The organism is Methanohalophilus profundi (assembly GCF_004137855.1).
GTDB lineage: Archaea > Halobacteriota > Methanosarcinia > Methanosarcinales > Methanosarcinaceae > Methanohalophilus > Methanohalophilus profundi.
This window is the reverse complement of record NZ_QBKB01000002.1, coordinates 277,254-295,005: the sequence shown is the minus strand read 5'-3', so window position 1 is coordinate 295,005 and position 17,752 is coordinate 277,254. Positions and strand designations below refer to the sequence as shown.

At 41.3% G+C, this 17,752-nt stretch carries 17 protein-coding genes, 1 tRNA gene and 3 pseudogenes; 10 read left to right on the top strand and 11 right to left on the bottom strand.

Annotation, left to right across the window (positions count from 1 at the left end; all coding sequences use genetic code 11):
• Positions 1-13: 13 nt before the first annotated feature.
• Positions 14-1,315, bottom strand: coding sequence for a phenylacetate--CoA ligase family protein (locus C9889_RS01540; RefSeq protein ID WP_129596659.1), 1,302 nt, complete (start codon positions 1,313-1,315; stop codon positions 14-16).
• Between the two features lie 334 nt (positions 1,316-1,649).
• On the opposite strand from C9889_RS01540, the gene C9889_RS01535 reads away from it, so the two are divergent.
• Complete coding sequence (locus tag C9889_RS01535) at positions 1,650-2,264, top strand: MFS transporter (RefSeq protein WP_225419935.1); 615 nt, start codon at positions 1,650-1,652, stop codon at positions 2,262-2,264.
• Positions 2,265-2,441: 177 nt separating this feature from the next.
• Here C9889_RS01535 and C9889_RS11390 read toward each other — a convergent pair whose 3' ends face one another.
• The 3 genes and pseudogenes from C9889_RS11390 to C9889_RS11385 form a co-directional block, all read right to left on the bottom strand.
• The gene (locus tag C9889_RS11390; RefSeq protein ID WP_164999248.1) at positions 2,442-2,885 is read right to left on the bottom strand and encodes a DUF2085 domain-containing protein; all 444 of its coding nucleotides are present in this window, start codon (positions 2,883-2,885) and stop codon (positions 2,442-2,444) included.
• A 199-nt stretch (positions 2,886-3,084) separates the two neighbouring features.
• A complete protein-coding gene (locus C9889_RS01525; protein ID WP_129596654.1) occupies positions 3,085-3,411 on the bottom strand; it encodes an NINE protein in 327 nt (108 codons plus the stop codon).
• A 144-nt stretch (positions 3,412-3,555) separates the two neighbouring features.
• A pseudogene (locus C9889_RS11385) lies at positions 3,556-3,774 on the bottom strand (MBL fold metallo-hydrolase); the annotation flags it as partial.
• Positions 3,775-3,896: 122 nt separating this feature from the next.
• Here C9889_RS11385 and C9889_RS01515 point away from each other — a divergent pair.
• Complete coding sequence (locus C9889_RS01515; protein ID WP_129596652.1) at positions 3,897-4,217, top strand: hypothetical protein; 321 nt, start codon at positions 3,897-3,899, stop codon at positions 4,215-4,217.
• A 34-nt stretch (positions 4,218-4,251) separates the two neighbouring features.
• Here C9889_RS01515 and C9889_RS01510 read toward each other — a convergent pair whose 3' ends face one another.
• On the bottom strand, positions 4,252-4,515 hold the full coding sequence (locus C9889_RS01510; RefSeq protein WP_164999247.1) for a YhjD/YihY/BrkB family envelope integrity protein: 264 nt from the start codon (positions 4,513-4,515) through the stop codon (positions 4,252-4,254).
• A 228-nt stretch (positions 4,516-4,743) separates the two neighbouring features.
• Here C9889_RS01510 and C9889_RS01505 point away from each other — a divergent pair, with 228 nt between their 5' ends.
• Positions 4,744-5,229 carry a LabA-like NYN domain-containing protein gene (locus C9889_RS01505; RefSeq protein WP_129596647.1) on the top strand — a complete coding sequence of 162 codons (486 nt, stop codon included), beginning with the start codon at positions 4,744-4,746 and terminating at the stop codon, positions 5,227-5,229.
• Between the two features lie 56 nt (positions 5,230-5,285).
• Here C9889_RS01505 and thiE read toward each other — a convergent pair.
• Both thiE and thiM read right to left on the bottom strand, forming a co-directional pair.
• A pseudogene (gene thiE / locus C9889_RS01500) lies at positions 5,286-5,963 on the bottom strand (thiamine phosphate synthase).
• Between the two features lie 26 nt (positions 5,964-5,989).
• On the bottom strand, positions 5,990-6,781 hold the full coding sequence (thiM, locus tag C9889_RS01495; protein WP_129596645.1) for a hydroxyethylthiazole kinase: 792 nt from the start codon (positions 6,779-6,781) through the stop codon (positions 5,990-5,992).
• Between the two features lie 510 nt (positions 6,782-7,291).
• On the opposite strand from thiM, the gene C9889_RS01490 reads away from it, so the two are divergent.
• Positions 7,292-7,942: a YggS family pyridoxal phosphate-dependent enzyme gene (locus C9889_RS01490; protein ID WP_129596643.1), complete on the top strand. Its 651-nt coding sequence runs from the start codon at positions 7,292-7,294 to the stop codon at positions 7,940-7,942.
• 8 nt (positions 7,943-7,950) lie between these two features.
• On the opposite strand, the gene C9889_RS01485 is transcribed toward C9889_RS01490, so the two are convergent.
• Positions 7,951-8,024: transfer RNA gene (locus C9889_RS01485), tRNA-Val, on the bottom strand.
• 653 nt (positions 8,025-8,677) lie between these two features.
• Between C9889_RS01485 and C9889_RS01475 the strand changes: the two genes are divergently transcribed.
• The 6 genes and pseudogenes from C9889_RS01475 to C9889_RS01455 all read left to right on the top strand — a co-directional run bounded on the left by C9889_RS01475 (position 8,678) and on the right by C9889_RS01455 (position 14,798).
• A complete protein-coding gene (locus tag C9889_RS01475) occupies positions 8,678-9,094 on the top strand; it encodes a hypothetical protein (protein WP_129596641.1) in 417 nt (138 codons plus the stop codon).
• The gene (locus C9889_RS10970) at positions 9,091-9,474 is read left to right on the top strand and encodes a hypothetical protein (protein WP_318531471.1); all 384 of its coding nucleotides are present in this window, start codon (positions 9,091-9,093) and stop codon (positions 9,472-9,474) included. Before C9889_RS01475 ends, C9889_RS10970 begins: the two co-directional genes overlap by 4 nt.
• Positions 9,475-9,679: 205 nt before the next feature.
• Positions 9,680-9,925 (top strand): hypothetical protein, encoded by a 246-nt coding sequence (locus C9889_RS10965; RefSeq protein WP_318531470.1) that lies wholly within the window; start codon positions 9,680-9,682, stop codon positions 9,923-9,925.
• Entirely contained in the window at positions 9,925-12,750 is a 2,826-nt protein-coding gene (locus C9889_RS01465) for a DEAD/DEAH box helicase (protein WP_129599352.1), read from the top strand. Before C9889_RS10965 ends, C9889_RS01465 begins: the two co-directional genes overlap by 1 nt.
• A gap of 113 nt (positions 12,751-12,863) precedes the next feature.
• Entirely contained in the window at positions 12,864-13,283 is a 420-nt protein-coding gene (locus C9889_RS01460; protein ID WP_129596639.1) for a hypothetical protein, read from the top strand.
• 91 nt (positions 13,284-13,374) lie between these two features.
• Positions 13,375-14,798 (top strand): annotated as a pseudogene (locus tag C9889_RS01455) (ribulose-bisphosphate carboxylase).
• A 91-nt stretch (positions 14,799-14,889) separates the two neighbouring features.
• Here C9889_RS01455 and C9889_RS01450 read toward each other — a convergent pair.
• From C9889_RS01450 to mpgP, 3 genes are read right to left on the bottom strand one after another with little or no spacing between them, the layout of a single operon-like run.
• Complete coding sequence (locus tag C9889_RS01450; RefSeq protein WP_225419934.1) at positions 14,890-16,122, bottom strand: glycoside hydrolase family 15 protein; 1,233 nt, start codon at positions 16,120-16,122, stop codon at positions 14,890-14,892.
• Positions 16,119-16,649: a hypothetical protein gene (locus tag C9889_RS01445; protein ID WP_129596635.1), complete on the bottom strand. Its 531-nt coding sequence runs from the start codon at positions 16,647-16,649 to the stop codon at positions 16,119-16,121. The genes C9889_RS01450 and C9889_RS01445 overlap by 4 nt, the downstream gene beginning before the upstream one ends.
• 23 nt (positions 16,650-16,672) lie before the next feature.
• Positions 16,673-17,497 (bottom strand): mannosyl-3-phosphoglycerate phosphatase, encoded by an 825-nt coding sequence (gene mpgP / locus C9889_RS01440; RefSeq protein ID WP_129596633.1) that lies wholly within the window; start codon positions 17,495-17,497, stop codon positions 16,673-16,675.
• Between the last annotated feature and the right edge of the window lie 255 nt (positions 17,498-17,752).

Here is a 17,752-nt window from a genome sequence, read left to right as displayed (position 1 = left end):
TTTACACTTCCCTTTAGAGTGCTTCACGATGATCGATTACGCGTTTTGCTTTTCCGGTGGTGCGGGGAATAGTACCTTTTTCCACAAGATCAACATTGGTGCGTATATTCAGTACACTTTTAAGTTCATTTTCGACATGTTTTTTAACAGCAGCCAGATCTTTCAGTTCCCCTGTAAAAGCATTGTCGGAAAGTTCCACCCTGACAGTAATTTCATCCATCTTATGTGCATTACGTTTGAGCAGTATCTGGAACTGATCGGTAATCTCATTGATACCCACAAGCACATCCTCAATCTGGGATGGGAATATATTGATCCCGCGTACGATTAACATATCATCTGCCCGGCCCATTATTCGGGATATTCTAGTGCTGGTTCTCCCGCATGCACATTCGGATTCAAGCAACCGGGTAATGTCACCTGTATGATAACGTATGACAGGAAAAGCTTCCTTGGTGAGGGATGTCAGGACAAGTTCACCTTTTTCCCCCTCAGCCACCTGTTCGCCATTAGAATCCAGTACCTCTACAAGGAAATGATCATCCCATATATGCAACCCATCCTGCTCTTCACATTCAAAAGCAACCCCTGGACCGATAAGTTCAGATAGGCCATAGGAATCATAAGCCTTCATTCCAAAGACATTCTCAATATCTTTTCGTGTGTTGGATGACCAGGGTTCTCCTCCAAAGGTGCCTATACGTAATGAAAGTTTATCCAGAATATCCATCTCTTCTGCAGTTTCAGCAAGATAGAGGGCATAAGAAGGAGTACAATTAATTACAGTTACTCCAAAGTCCTGCATCATTTCAAGTTGCCTGGCGGTATTGCCGGTGCCCGCAGGAACGGTCATTGCACCAAGCCTTTCAGCACCGTTATGGAAGCCAAGCCCGCCGGTGAAAAGTCCATAATTCAGGGAGTTCTGGAAAACATCATCCGGTCCAATTCCTGTCATGTTAAGATCACGAGCCATCATGTCTGCCCATGTACGAATATCATTTTCTGTATATCCGACAACCGTGGGTTTTCCACTGGTTCCTGAAGAGGCATGAATACGGACTACATCTTTTTTATGAGTTGCGAAAAGTCCGAAAGGATAGTTGGCACGGAGATCGGGTTTTTTTGTGATGGGAAGATTTGTGATATCATCAACTGAATTGATATTTTCAGGGGAGACATCAAGTGCTTTAAATTTGTCATTGTAGAATGGAACGTTTTCATAGACGCTTGCAGCCGTTTTTTTTAGTCGTTTTAACTGTAATTGGCGCATTTCATCTTTTTTCATGGTTTCATATTCTGGCTGCCAGTATTTCATCGGAGGATCACCCTTTCGTTTTTGATTGGATTCAATATTTATAAAGATTTACCATGTGAAATTTGCAAATTTAACGGTATAATGATACTGGTAATTTTCTTTTATGGATTCAGTTATATAAATCAAATAAGAAAGGAGAAAAGTGTTACAGAGCATTACATGATGGCAGCCTGTGAACCTATTCTTTGGGCACTCCTTATCCAATCAGGTAATCTATGTGTAAATCCCCTGCAGACTTCATCCAATCTGCTGTAAAATAAGCATTTCCTACTCTGGAAATCTATAAAGATATCCTCCCTTTAATGATAACACACAAAGATATCCGGATCATGTCATGAAAGAAAACCAGCACTCCATTGACAGACAACTCTACATCCTGTCTTTTTCCAAGATATTCAAAGATCTGGCAACAGGTATGCTACTGTTTTTTATACCTCTATATGCGGCCAGGCTTGATGCAGGAATAATAGCAGAGATGCCTGCAGTACTGAAAGCGGGAATTGCAACTGCAGCTTTTGGAATTGCAAATTCATTATCCCAGCCTCTTATGGGCCGCTTGAGTGACCGCCTCAACAGAAGAAAGGATTTTCTTGTTGTGGGATATGTCATTTACACCCTTCTATGTTTATCCTATCCATATACTTCCTCACTTGAGAGCCTGACAGTGCTGCGTGTTATACAGGGAATTGCCATTGGAGCTACAGTTCCTGCGATTGTAGCAATGGTCACCCATCTTTCCACCTCATCTATGAGGGGCCGGGCAATCGGAATATACTCAAGCCTGAGGGGGTTTGCTTTTGGGATAGGTTTCATCATCGCCGGGGGAATACTGGCCGGCTATGTATCATTCGGGACACCATTTCATATATGTGCGATATTGATATTGGCTTCGGGGTTTTTAATAATGAAAGGGATTCGCACAGAAACATGCCAAGAAGGAGCCCTTTAAGCATGCTTTTAAAAAAATAATTTAATTTAAGATTGGGAACTGATCCATAAAATGCAGCCCAATTATCACCAGTGTGCATAGTGCAACTAAAAAATAACATTTCGAATTGTCATGATATTAACAAGTACATTTTAGTTTTATTACTTATTCAAATGAGGATTTCTGAAAAGCCATTTTTTAAGTCTTCCCAAAAAAGATGGAACATTTTGCATGTATTAAAAAGATTGAAAGTATTGCATATATTGTCCCTATTAATATTAACTTAAAATTTAGAAATGTTTGAAAAAAAATAATTAGTGCTAGTATATATGCAATTCCTAGCAAGATTCCAAAAAAGGTGCGAATAAAGTTATGGCTCTTATGCAATTTAAACGCTGAAATCGACCAATCAATTAGTGTGAACATAGGAAATATAGATATAATTAAGTAATACTCCTTTTGTGTAAACAAATTAAAAGGAAATAGAATAAAACCAAGAAGAATTCCCATATAGATACCTAAACACCTTGAGCAAAAAAAAACATGGCGCCCAAAAAACGAACAATGATAACATTTATAGTATTCATGGGGCTGATGATGGGATAAAATATATTTTGATGTTAATTTGACTCCTTCTTTCATCTCAGAATATATGATTTTTTTTTTTTTTTTTTTTTGCACNAAAAAAAAACATGGCGCCCAAAAAACGAACAATGATAACATTTATAGTATTCATGGGGCTGATGATGGGATAAAATATATTTTGATGTTAATTTGACTCCTTCTTTCATCTCAGAATATATGATTTTTTTTGCATGCAACTAAAAACAAATATTGTTACTCATCCGTATTGTTCTTCAAAATCTTCATCTGATTTCGATAAGTATATCAGTCCTTCGATGAGACCAACAAGAGCAGGGATGAACGTCCAGCACAAACATAGGTACAATAATCCCTCAACAATTTTGCCTAAATAAAATTTGTGTGCACCTATTCCTCCTAATAAAATAGCTAATAAAGCAGCAACAATTTTATTTTTTTCTCCGTGTAATGATGAGGACTTTTTTTGTCTAACTCCACAATGTGGACAAATTTCTGCTTCCGTTTTTATAATTTCTCCACAACTACTGCAATATGACTCATCTGCTTTTTTTTCCTTTTGTTCCATATATGTTTAAAATGAAAAACGAGTATAAATATTTTTCTAATTTATAATAAGAAGAAGGAATAGTATTGTAATAAATATAAATTAACTGTGTGAGTAATAATTTGTTTCATAATTTATGGCTTTTCGACTTAATTCAAGATATAACTAAATTACATCCATAATTTTTCCATAAATAACATAAAGACTTGCAGTATCTTCATCTTTATTCCAAATCGTTCTTCCGCTACCACAGTATAGTTTTATAGTAGAATCGGTGATTTCCTCTGTGTATAAAGTAACTATATCCCCTGCTTCCAGCGTAAAAGATGAGAATGTGTAAGTATCTTTGTCACCTTCATATTTTATATTCCAGCTTTTCAGTGATACCGCAGAAGATTCCTAATTTGCACTGTAAAGGAGCTGCCAAAAAGCCATTTTTCATTATTAATGATTCTTAAAAAACTATATTTAGTTGAAATTATGTGTACCGTTCAGGGTTCATCAACATGGTATGGATAAAAGTAAAAGAGGGTAAATACCTGGCTTCTGGCAAGATCAGGACAATATATAAAAAAGTAGAAGGAAGCAATGCACGATTCTTAAGAATTTATTGCGACCAGACTATAATATACACAAATGATTTGCACAGGGTAGTTAAAAGCAAAAAAATTCCTGAAGACGTCCTTCTGGATCCCGAGTATTACAAAAAATGCCAGGATGCGGATAAATTGATACAGCTGTTACTTCAGGAAATAGAAGATGCCAAAAAAAGCGGTGACCTGATAATGGATTTGCAAAATATCCTGAAAAAGTATGATTACATCTGATTTTCAGATAGCAAGCATCTTGCTATCTCTTTTTTTAAGCAGATTTGTTACTGTTGGCACTCTTTGAGCGTACATTGGTCATCTCCGCTACAAAGGTCACTGCTATGAATGAAAAATATACCCAGAGCAAAAATCCAATTATGGAACCTATGGCTCCGTAAACTGTGGTTATATTGCCATAAGATAGGTAAAAGGCAAAAAAATACTTGGCTATTGTAATCAGTAATACTGTAAAAAGTGAACCTTCCAGTACATATCTCATGCCGATTCTGGCAGGCTGAATAGTTACAATATGCATACCTTTACCCCAATTAAGACTTGTATTCAACATGTTTTATCCTTAATCTATTATACAGTCGTCTATATGTATAAATCTTCAGAACTACAGGTAATAACCAATGGTACACAACAAATAAATTTGAACCTTTGTTTTTTATATTATGAAACATAAAAAACAGTAAAAATATTACTCCAAAACAGAATGAAAGATAATAAATAATTAGACATAAAATATTATAGGTAATCCATGTTTAGCAGCCAAAAATTAGCGGTTTTTGTAGACGTGCAGAATATGTTTTATTCTGCCAGAAATATCCATTACGGAAGACTTGATTACGAAAAACTTTTACGTGCTGTCGTAATGGAAAGAAAATTGACAAGGGCAATAGCCTATCTTGTCGAAGCACCGGATATCGACCAGTCAGGTTTTAAGAGTTTTATTGGTTCAATTGGATGGGAAATAAAAAGCAAGGCCCTGAAGGTAAGACCTGATGGTTCCACCAAAGGAGATTGGGACATGGGGATCGCAATTGATGCGATTTCAATTGCACCCAAAGTAGATACCATTGTGCTTGTTAGTGGAGATGGCGATTTTGTCGATCTGATAAACCACCTGAAAGCTATTGGTGTACGGGTTGAAGTCCACTCTTTTAAAGAAAGTACAGCCGAAGAACTTATAAACGCAGCTACAGCCCATTATCCAATTGAAAGAAGGATGTTACTGGATAGATGAACAAGGTGCTCTATTATTCGCAAAATATGCCTTTGAGGATTCCATATAATCCAATTTCATTTTCCCTTTACATTAACTCTGTTTAGGGGATTTTGCTTTATTTTGCGGATAGTTGCAATGAAATCCTCTGTTTCTCTCCTGACATTATCACTGCAAACGATTGCTGAAATAGCAACCAGACTATCGGCCCCGTTTTCAACAACTGAAACACAGTTGTCTTTATTGATGCCTCCTATGGCAACAATCGGAATATCAATTATAGTTTTCATCGCCTGAATCCTTTCAGGTCCAACACCCATACCTGCATCTTTTTTGGTAGTAGTGTCAAAAACAGGACTGAAACCTACGTAATCAGCCCCCTATCTTTCTGCCTCGATTGCTTCATCTGTATCATGGACTGTAAGGCCGATTATCTTATTTTCACCCAGAATATTTCGTGCCAGATCAATCGGCATATCGTCCTGTCCGATATGCACTCCATCAGCTCCTGCAGCCAGGGCTACATCGATACGGTCATTTACCAGAAAGATGGCATTATCCCCACATATTCTCCTGATCAGGATAGCCTCTTCGATCATCTCTTTTGTAGTCTTGTCTTTCTCACGATACTGAACAATCTTACACCCGGCCGCAACTGCACATTTCACATCGGACAATGTACCTTTCCTGGATAAGCCGGAATCTGTCACAAGATAGAAATCGATATCATTAAGCAAAGATTTCCAGAATGGCATAAATGGAATCCTCATAAATCTATAATTCAGCCTTCAATACTCTCAACATTAGTCATAGGTTCCGCTTTTTCATCAGTAAGCCCGGATACTTCATCATATAAATGCATCTTGAAACTACCGCTGCCGGTTGACTTAGCCGCCGCAAGTTCCCCGGCAACCCCAAAGAAAGACAAAGCATCTATTGCTGCATCAACGAAATCATCGTTCCGGGCTGCAAATGAACCAATTATTGAAGCAGCCATGCAACCGGTGCCCACAATTGAACCCATTTCTGCATGACCATTTTTAATGGAAAATATCCTTGAACCATCACTGACTATATCTTCTCTGCCGGTCATCACAACAGTACATGATCTTGAGATGGCCAAATTCTTTGCAAGCCAGAAGGGATCAGCATTGATAGAAGTTGCTTCAACTCCTTTTGTACGGGCATTTTCACCTGCCAGTTTTGCAATCTCAGAATAGTTACCTTTAATGATATCAACATGAGCACTATCAAGGATCTTTGCAGTCATTTGGTTTCTGAATTGGGTTGCCCCTACCCCTACTATATCGAGTACCACAGGAATTTGTTTTTCGTTTGCAGCCTTTGCGGAAATTATCATGGATTCAATAAGTTCAGACGTCAGGGTTCCGATATTAAGTACAAGGGCAGAGGAAATCTTGGTCATATCAGCACATTCTTCTACAGCATGAGCCATTACGGGAAGAGCACCAAAAGCCCTTGTTATATTTGCACAGTCATAAATTGTAACCCAGTTGGTAATATGATGAACCAATGGTTTTGTTTCTCTCAGTTTTTTTAATGCATCCTTCATTGCCTTCCTCCGTAAAATTTCCCTTGCATAAGAGGCAAACATCTCCTCCTCAAATTGTCAATAGCTGCAAGTCTGATAATTATATGCCGAAAATATGTTGGTACTAATGAATGATAATTTTTCCTGTGGGTTTATCAAAGTACTTTCAAAAAGAAGAAGTAGAGTATAAAAATTTTATTGATTGTTCTTATTGCTACATATGAAAGATTCAGCAATTTTTGATCTATTTAATAGCTCACCGCATCAGGGGCCGGGCAGTGACTAATGTACTGCAAAAAGCCTTCCATTCACTCCCTAACTTTGCGGCAGGTTTATAGGATAATTGGGGTTGAAGGTTGCGAAATCATAAGCAAATTCAGGTTAACGGCATCTGCCACGGATGCTTTCTATACTTATTCAGTCCCAAACCTCGATGGAATTGAAGAGAAATATAAGGAAAATGAAAATAAAATTCACAATCAGAATGATTTAAATAGACCAAATTTTGAATAAAGCATCACGGGGACATCAATGCCAGTCGATGAGAATATCAAGAAAATTTTCGAGGAAATCGGTGACAGGACACTAATTTGTGTCACCAAGACTATTGAACCTGAAAGGATAAACGAAGCCATCCAGGCCGGGGCTGCCATAATCGGAGAGAACCGGGTTCAGGAATATGAAGATAAACGCGAGGAAATCCTGCCCTGTGAGACACATTTGATAGGTCACCTGCAGACAAATAAAGTCAAAAAGGCTGTTGAGTTTTTTGATGTTATCCAGTCAGTCGACTCCCTGAAAGTAGTAAATAATATTGATGGTAGAGCCGGGGATATCGATAAGGTACAAAGGGTCTTCCTTCAGGTAAACATAGGCAATGAGCCACAGAAAAATGGTTTCAGGCTGGACAGTATCAAAGAAGTGATAAACGAAATCCGCTCCCTTCAAAATATCCGCGTGGAAGGCCTGATGTGCATCCCTCCTTTTGTCCCTGCCGAACAAACCCGTCCCTATTTCCAAAAGATGAAAGCCCGTTTTGATGAAATGAAACAGGAAAACCGCGGCAATATCGATATTCAGGAATTGTCAATGGGAATGTCCAATGACTACATGGTAGCCATCGAGGAAGGAGCTACAATGGTACGTGTGGGTTCGGCTATATTTGGGGAAAGGGAGTATTGAGAATTCAATGGGCCCGCTGGAATTCGAATCCAGGATCTCCGCCGTGTGAAGGCGACGTCATAACCGGCTAGACTACGGGCCCATAAAAGATATTCACCTAAGTGGACCACAATAAAATATAAGGTTTTCGACAAATTAGAAATGGGAGAAAACAATTTTATAGAAATGTAAAAAAGAAAATGTGTGGTGAGAGACACCACTTTTATTCAACGTACATCAATTCACCTTCTTCTCCGGGGTCAACGTGATACCTAGCATCACGTTTCCATTCGTAATTTCCATCGTTTTCACTGATTGTCCAGATGTCGTAATCCCAGTGTACCCTGTCACCATTTTCATCGAGTTTTGTCCAGCCGGTGACACCAAAGTAAGTATCGAAAAAGGGTATTCATTGCCAGTTTTATGCTTTCATCATTCTCAGGCACTGCAATCTAGATCCACGAATGTAGCCAGCCAGAGAGCATCATATGCAGCCAGTCCATATGTTTCAGGGGCCCTGCCAAGTTCTTCCTCTATTCTGGATTCTACCAGTTGATAACAATTATTTTCTTTCTCATAACCAAAGATTGGTGCCTTTGGATAATAAGTGAATCAATGATAAGGTCTATCAATTCGGTACAATATTATGCTCAATAGTCAAATATACAATCAGGAAAAATGATAATAGTCAGGTTTCTACTTTCTGAAAAAATAATCATATAAAAGGCATCATTATTACTAAGGGAGAAATGGATTATGTTCGATAAAATATTACCACAACAAAAAAGCATGTCCACAAAATTGGGCGGATTACTTGTACTTGTAGGAGAAACAATGTTCCTATTCTCCTTGATGAACTTCCTGATGATCACCAGATTACAATATTACAGCGAGGGGGATTCTTTCATACGCACTCTCTTTCCTCACTATTTATTCTTTGTAATAGCCCTGTTTCTCGTGGCTTTCACAGGTATGTGGTTTGCCTATGTTTATATCATTCCCAGTAAACAAAAATTCTCCCAGGAGCAGGCAGTAAAGGATGCACGCAGTCCGATGTATAACCGTGTGATAGAAGTACATGAAGACATCAAAGGTATTGACAGTAAATTGCAGGGCCTATCGGACAGACTTGATGAACTTGAAAAAAGAAGCGTCCGGGAAAATAATAAATGACAATTGACATCGAGCCTCTATTGGATGAACCTGCCCTGCTGGTAAAGGGCCAATCCCGCACCCTTGTACTTTCAGACCTCCATATAGGTATCGAATGGGACCTCTACAACAGTGGTTTCCTGGTTCCCAGTGGTCTTGAAAGAAGACTCAAAAAGATAGAAGGTTATATCGAGCAGACCGAACCCGACAGGATAGTGTTGCTGGGTGATATAAAGCACAATGTCCCCCAAATTTCATGGCAGGAGCGAGATGAAATACCCATGTTTCTCGAGAACTCGCCCTGCACGCAGAAATCGATATTTTCCCGGGCAATCATGACGGTGGAATTGAATTCCTGCTGCCAAAAAACAAAGTATTCACCTCCACCCTTCCAGAGGTGACATAATTGAGGAGGTTGGATACTTCCACGGCCATACATGGCCCGATCCAAAACTCATCACAGCACAACATTTAATTGTAGCCCACAATCATCCGACCCTGCGAATCACCGACAGCCTGGGATATTCCTCATCCGAACAGGTGTGGGTTAGAACTAAATTAAATCATGAAAAACTAAACAACCATTTTGAAAAGATCGGTGTTGAAATGCCGGAGAGTGATACACAACCTGATGTTGTAGTTATTCCTGCTTTCAATGAACTTTGTGGAGGGGTAGCTTTTAACGAAGCTATTCTTGATGACCTGCTTGGACCTGCATTCTCTTCGGGTTCCATTGATGTATCAAATGCGGATATCTACCTGCTTGATGGAATGTACATGGGTAAACTAAAGGATATAAAAAAACTCAGTATTACAAAAAAGCGCACAGGCAAAAGGAGGCGAGGGCGATGATGGATACGGTATTTGGCCAGTTGCACCCTCATATCAGAAAAGCCCTTGCAAAACAGCAATTCCATACACCCACCCAACCCCAGCAAGAGTCCATTCCACCCATTCTGGAAGGCAAGAACGTCCTGCTTATTGCACCCACCGGTTCGGGAAAGACTGAGTCTGCAATCCTGCCTCTTTTTGATCACATCCTTTCCAAAAACCCAGAGGAAAGGAAAGGCATTTCTGCTCTCTACATAACACCCCTGAGGGCTCTGAACCGTGACATGCTGCACCGCATACAATGGTGGGGCCAGGAACTAGATATAAAGGTCATGGTGAGACACGGGGATACCAGCCAGTATGAGCGCCAGAAACAATCAAAAAACCCTCCGGACTTATTAATTACGACTCCTGAAACCCTGCAGGCAATGTTTACAGGTAAAAGGCTGCGCAAAAACCTGAAAGATGTGAGTTTTATCGTGGTGGATGAGATCCACGAACTTGCCGAATCCAAAAGAGGAGCACAGCTGGCTATTGGACTGGAAAGGCTGGTAGAATTATCAGGCGAATTCCAAAGAATAGGCCTTTCTGCAACTGTCGGCAATCCCGATGTTGTGGCAGCTTTCCTTGCAGGGGCAGAAAGGGACATGCAGGTAGTAAAAGTGGAGATGCTCAGCCTGCTCAAGTTCAATGTGGTAACCCCTCACATGGAGGATGAAGATCTCAAAACAGCACGTAAGATAGGATGTTCTGCGGAACTGGCCACGCATCTGCGTTGCATTCAGGATATTGTAATGCAGAAAAAATCCACCCTGATTTTTGTCAACACACGTCAAAGTGGCGAAGTGCTCGCATCGGGTTTCAGGATGCTGGACCTGCCCATCGGGGTACACCATGGTTCCCTGTCCTATGAAGTCCGCCTGGAAGCAGAAGAAAATTTCAAGAACGGGGATTTGCGAGGGCTTATCTGTACATCCTCAATGGAATTGGGAATCGATATTGGCAGCGTGGATCATGTAATACAGTATGGCTCGCCCAGACAGGTTGCCCGGCTGCTGCAAAGAGTTGGCAGAGCGGGACATCGTATTCATGAAATTTCGGAAGGAACGATAATTGCACTGGAATTTGATGATATCGCCGAAAGTATGGCCATCGTTGGAGCCGCCAGGGAAGGTAAGGTGGAGGATATTTCTCCCCAGAGCGGGGCCCTGGATGTAATCGCCAACCAGCTTTCAGGTATCGTGCTGGACTTCGGGGATATAGAGATTCCCCGTATACTTTCCATTCTCAGGCGAACCTACCCTTTCAAAGATTTAAGCCTGCAGGCACTGGAAAAGATCGTGGAACAGGTAACATACAACAGGCTTGTGTGGCGGAATAAAGGTTCCAGTATCATCAGTCGGCGCAAAAGGAGCTGGCAGTATTACTACCAGAACCTTTCCATGATCCCGGATGAGAGAAAGTTCGAGGTTTATGATATCGTTACCGGCAAGGCTGTCGGAACACTGGATGAGGCCTTTGTGGTAAACTTTGCCAATCCCGGGGCTATTTTCATAACCCGTGGAGAGGTGTGGAGAGTACTGGAACTCGACCCTGAAAGAGGGCGCATAAAGGTTGAACCGGTGAGAAGTATGGGGGAGATCCCCAGCTGGGTCGGGGAGGAAATACCCGTTCCCTTCGAGGTGGCACAGGAAGTCGGGAAATTACGCCGGGAAACTGCAGACCTTATTGCAACAGGTGCAGAAGAGAAGGAAATCATCAATACATTGATGGAACGCTATCCTGTGGACAAATATTCAGCAGATGGGTTTTTCCGGCTAATCAAAAAACATGTGGATCAGGAATGCCCAATGCCACATGACCGGCAGGTCATTATCGAGAAGCAGGAAGATGGAATGGTTATCAATGCCTGTTTCGGGCACAATACCAACGAGACCCTGGGCAAGGTACTGACAGCCCTGCTTGCGGCCCGTTTTGGCAGCAGTGTGGGACAGGAGACAGATCCCTATCGCATTAAACTCGCCCTGCCGGTAAGTTTCCGTGCCGAACAGATACGTTCCATGATAGCCGATACACTTCCCGAGCATGTGGAACCTATTTTGGAGATGACACTGAAAAATACCTCCCTTTTGAAATGGAAAATGGTACAGGTAGCCCGCAAATTCGGTGCCATCAGCAAAGAAGTGGACTACGAAAAGATCAGCATGAAAAAACTTATCGACATTTACGAAAACTCGGCTATGTATGATGAGGTATTAAGAGAGATTTTCCACAATATGCTGGATGTAAGTCGCACAAAGGAAATACTGGAAAAGGTGCAGCAGGGAGAAATCAACATCTCAACAGGTCCTCCATCGCCTCTGGGTGGAGCGGGGTTCGATGCGAAAAAAGATCTGATAGCACCGGAAAGAGCTGAAGGTTCGATTATAACAGCACTGAAAAACCGTATTGAAAATGACAGGGTAATCCTGTTCTGTGTGCACTGTACTAAATGGGTATCCCGCCGAAAAGTGAAAAATGTGCCTGAGAACATTGTGTGTCCGATTTGTGAATCCAAAATGATAGCTGCCCTGAAACCCTGGGAGGAAGAAGAGATAAAACTGGTTAAGAAAAAAGATCGAATGGATTCAAAAGAGGACCAAAAACGAATCCAGAAAGTATTTCGCAATGCTAACATCGTAATGACACAGGGAAGGACTGCGGTTGTGGCCCTGGCAAGCCGGGGGGTTGGTCCTGAAACCGCCACCCGTATTATCCAGAAGATGCAGGTGGATGAGGAAGGGTTCTATAGGGATATCATGGAAGCCGAACGCAACTACGCTAAGACAAAGCGTTTCTGGAGTTAAAAAGACTTAGAGATTGAACACGCTTCTGATTTCGTGACAAAAAAGCAACAATTTTATACCATTATATTGCAAATTATTTTACATAGATTTCATTCGAATACAAGGGATAACAAATGAACTGGAAGAAGATCATAGTTTCAGCATTTGCCGGAGGATTAATCCTTACCGTCGCAGGTTTTGTGTTTCAGATACTTGTTAATGCAATCGCACCATTCAATATGTTGGAGGTCGGCGGAATGCGTCCTGCAGATGATCCTCTGATGATGCTGTTTTTTGCCTATCCCTTTGTTTTCACCTTTGCCGCAGCGATTCTCTTTGATATTATCAATCCGGTTCTTGAGGAACCAACAACTAAAAGGGGAATTACCTTCGGCCTGATGGTTGTATTGATCTATACTATTCCAGGCCTTTTTGTTATTTACATCTCTATGCTTTACCCTGCCGGTTTTTACATCTCAAATGTGCTTACAGGTTTGATCAGTTATCCAGTGTTTGGAGTTGTAATGGCCACAGTCTGGGAAACAATGGGATGATGCTAAAATTTTAGCATGAAACAAGTTTTACTTGTTGTTCAAATGCAATCTTTCCAAAAACTAAAATACATTACAAACTGTTATTCTTATCATGAGCTCAACTATTGAAGATTTAGTCCAGTCATTAAATCCCAAACAGCAAGGTTATGTAAATCTCGAATTGCCCGACCCGACCAACGGTGAATACCTGCTTACGGTTTTCAGGCTAGTTCCCGGAGGGGAAATGAATATGCTACAGGCAGCAGCTGAAATCGCAGCGGAATCATCAACGGGTACGAATTTCAGGGTAAATACCGAGACGAAGTTCTCAAAGGTCATGAATGCCCTGGTCTACCAGATGGATCTGGAAAGGGAACTTGTGTGGATAGCCTATCCCTGGAGACTTTTTGACCGGGGAGGCAATGTACAGAACATCCTGACCTACATCGTGGGAAACGTCCTTGGAATGAAAGAGATATCTGCCCTTAAACTGCTGGATGTCTGGTTCCCTCCCTCAATGCTTGAACAATATGACGGGCCCGGTTTCACAGTCGATGACATGCGCAGTTACCTTGGAGTTTACGACAGGCCAATTCTCGGTACCATCGTGAAACCCAAGATGGGGTTGACCTCTGCTGAATATGCCGAAGTCTGCTATGACTTCTGGGCAGGTGGCGGGGATTTTGTCAAGAATGATGAACCACAGGCAAACCAGGACTTCTGTCCCTACGACAAGATGGTAAAGCACGTTCAAGAAGCCATGGACAAAGCAGTAAAGGAAACCGGGAAGAAAAAGGTGCATTCATTCAATGTCTCTGCACCGGACTTTGACACCATGATAGAGCGCTGCGAAATGATCAGGAATGCAGGATTTGAGCCCGGAAGTTATGCTTTCCTCATCGACGGTATAACAGCCGGATGGATGGCTGTTCAGACCATCAGGAGGAGGTATCCCGATGTTTTCCTGCATTTCCACAGGGCAGCCCACGGCGCCTTCACACGCCCGGAAAATCCAATTGGTTTTTCGTGCTTGTACTGTCTAAATTCGCACGTCTGGCAGGCGCCTCCGGCATCCATACAGGTACCGCAGGAGTCGGAAAAATGAAAGGAACTCCTGAGGAAGATGTAGTTGCAGCCCACGGTATTCAGTACCTGAGTTCACACGGTCATTTCTTCGACCAGAGCTGGGCCAAGATCATGGAAACGGATAAGGATGCTATAGAGCTTGTGAATGAAGACATAGCCCATCATGTCATACTGGAAAAAGATAGCTGGAGAGGCATGAAAAAATGTTGTCCCATTGTTTCCGGAGGATTGAACCCCGTCAGGCTGAAGCCCTTCATCGATGTAATGGGTAATGTTGATTTCATCACGACCATGGGCTCAGGAGTACATGCCCATCCGGAAGGAACCCGCTCAGGAGCCAAAGCACTGGTACAGGCATGTGATGCCTATCTGCAGGAAATTGATATCACGGATTACTCCAAAAATCACAGGGAACTTGCCCAGGCTATTGAATTCTTCCCGGAAAAATGATATCATAGAATTGAAAAGGACGTACTGTGCATGCAATTGCTGCGGGCCGATAAATTGCGGCTTCGCAGCAAATTGCCAGAAAATAAAAAAATCAGCCGTACTTATTCATGTAATTTTTATAGGTCCGGATATATTCGGCATGAGGCCAGATCAGTGGAATGGTGACATACGCAAGGCCATCATTCCACTTGGGATGAGCACGGACGTGTTCTATCATCTTCATCTTGCTGTCCCTGAGAATTTTGGCATTGGTATAATCCTCCAGCCACATCTCAAACCGTTCTATGGTTGATATATGTTCAGGCAACTGGTACTCATGAGCCATATCAACAACCCATTCCAGGTACATTTCAGCCATTTCTTTTTCATCAATATTTATGAAATGGTTTGCAAGTTCACAGGTAAAGTGGCACCATGGACCATAGCCACCATTATTCCGATCCCAGTGTTCAGGGTAACGGTTCAGGCCGCCAATTTCCTTATCCCATAAATTATCATGAATTCGTTTTACAGTAGACTTTATCTTGACATCTGAATCCGGGAGAAGGCCGAAATAAGCAGGTGCATATTCCACAGCATCCACATCAATAACACTGGATGCAAATGCATCATAACCTATTGGATTACTGCTCTTATCCTTCACACGGATACATTTTATAAATGAACGTCTGCGTGGACTGTAGAGACGTGTCATGATGGCATTCCTGACCTTTCCTCCTTCTTCCTTCCAATTTGAGACGTCCTTGCCCAGTGCCTCGCCCATCTTCACAGCTTCCAATACACCCGCACAGCATGCACAGTTGGCATAAATCTCAAAACCATGCTCATAAGCCGGATATTCATGAATACTGTTAACTGTATGAATAAGGTCAACTTCTTCATTTTTATTCATCAGAATAAAACCAACTGCTTTTTCGACAACAGGCCAGTATTCTTCGATGAACTTCTTATCAGCCATCTTATCAAAAAATGAGCCACCTGTGGCCTCAAAATACTTCCCCAGTGCATAAAGGATAAGACCGTTTCCGTCTATCTGCAAATCCTTGTAACTTGCATCATTGCCGTCTATATCATACCGCTGGGAAAACTCACCCAGAGGCTTTTGCGCATTCAACATAAATTCGAGCCCTTTGCGAGCCTGGTCCATAAGGTCAGCATCTATTGCACCAAGGATATCCATCGAATGATCCCTGGGATAAATGAAAGGATATCTTGTACCGGGAGGACTTGCATAAAATCCACCCTTTTCATGCTGATTTTCACTGAGAATCTTGACACTGTTTTCATAAAGCCTGTGAGCTTCCAGATAATTCAATAGGATCACTCCTCTTCAGGATATTCGATTTTAAATACGGAAAACGATTTATCAAGATAGCCGGAAACTTCATCCTTTGAGATACCGGACCTTGCAATAGCCTGCTCATTATATTCTTTTGTTTCACTTACAGGTGATTTGCTACCCAGATTAAGGAGTTTGGCACCTGCCAGTTCAGCACGTTTTTTACTGTAGCTGTGATGCAATATCCCCAAAGCACTGGAAAGCGCAGGATAATTCCATCCTTCATCAGATTGCTCTTTCTGATCCTTGACAAAATCGATTAGTTTCTGGTATTCTTCTGGCCTTTCCCCGTATATTTCTATAAACTCTACAAAGTCATTGCCAAATGGGCATACAGGCAAATAGTTTATATTGTCATCCCGTGCACCCTCAAATCCTGGACCTTCAATCTCAGCAAGCCTATAACCAATGGATTCGATCCAGTGGTAAGTCTTCTCCGGCCCTACCAAATCCACCATTTCTATAATGCCCACAAGAAAAGCCTTGGGAAGCATATTTTCAAGTCGTATCACAATAATTCCCCCTTATTTTAAGATCAAACTGTATCTCTGTTCTCATTAGATCCGATTAATTTAAGAATTGCACGGTTCCATCCAACAGGGCCTATCCCTTCAACCCTGATTATATCATCATCCTTAATCGCCGGATCATGTTTACCATCTGGTTTCTGGACAAGGAAAGCCACATCCACCGTCTGTAACATGAGCAGATCGTTCTGGCTATCTCCCAATCCCACACTTACCACAGAGGGATGAATTTTCCTGTATAATTCAGTTAATATCGAAACTGCCATTCCTTTGTCATTATCGCCCATCAAATGCCAGTATCTTCCGCCTCTGGTGAAATTTAACCCCTGTGCAAGAATATGCTCTTTGAGCAGTTCTGTTCCTGAATCATCTCCCATTTTAAAGGCTTCATCATATTCCCTTTTTTTGGCAAGGGTTGCAGATTCAATGCCAAGACCCGTATCCTCACTTACCTCTTCAGCGTTCAGGTCACCAAAACCAGTAATTGGAAGAGAGGTACAATCTCGAATAATCGAAAGTACCCTGCGAAGCTCTTCATACCGGGTTCCAAGTTCAATTATTTCATAATCCTCATTTTCACTCGTATACTCAAAGTCTATATTGAAATAGCCACGGGGGATAAAGATCGCCCCCCCGTTTTCAGAAATAAAAGGATGATGAATATTTAGTTCCTTAACATAATCCTCTATTTCAGCGCGGGTTTTACTGGTACAGAAAATAAGGGGAATATCCTTTTGATCAATCAATTTTATTGCATCAAGGGCAGCTTCGTATGAATATGTATCATGATCAATCAACGTACCATCAAGATCTGTAAAAATAATATATTCCATTTTTGAACACTCCCACACAGGTATCACATTTATAGTACCAAAACTCTGCAAACATATCTGATTGCTATTATTATCTCTGTAGATTTCATTTGTTAGAAGAAGTATATAAATAATTGGAGAAGAAACTGTTTGGATATGTAACAAAATACAAAACTGAAAACACGATAAACAATGAAAATAGTTACAATTTACAGGGACAAGGAATAATAAACGGACAGGTATTAATTTACATGATGCAAAAGCTAATTTCAATAT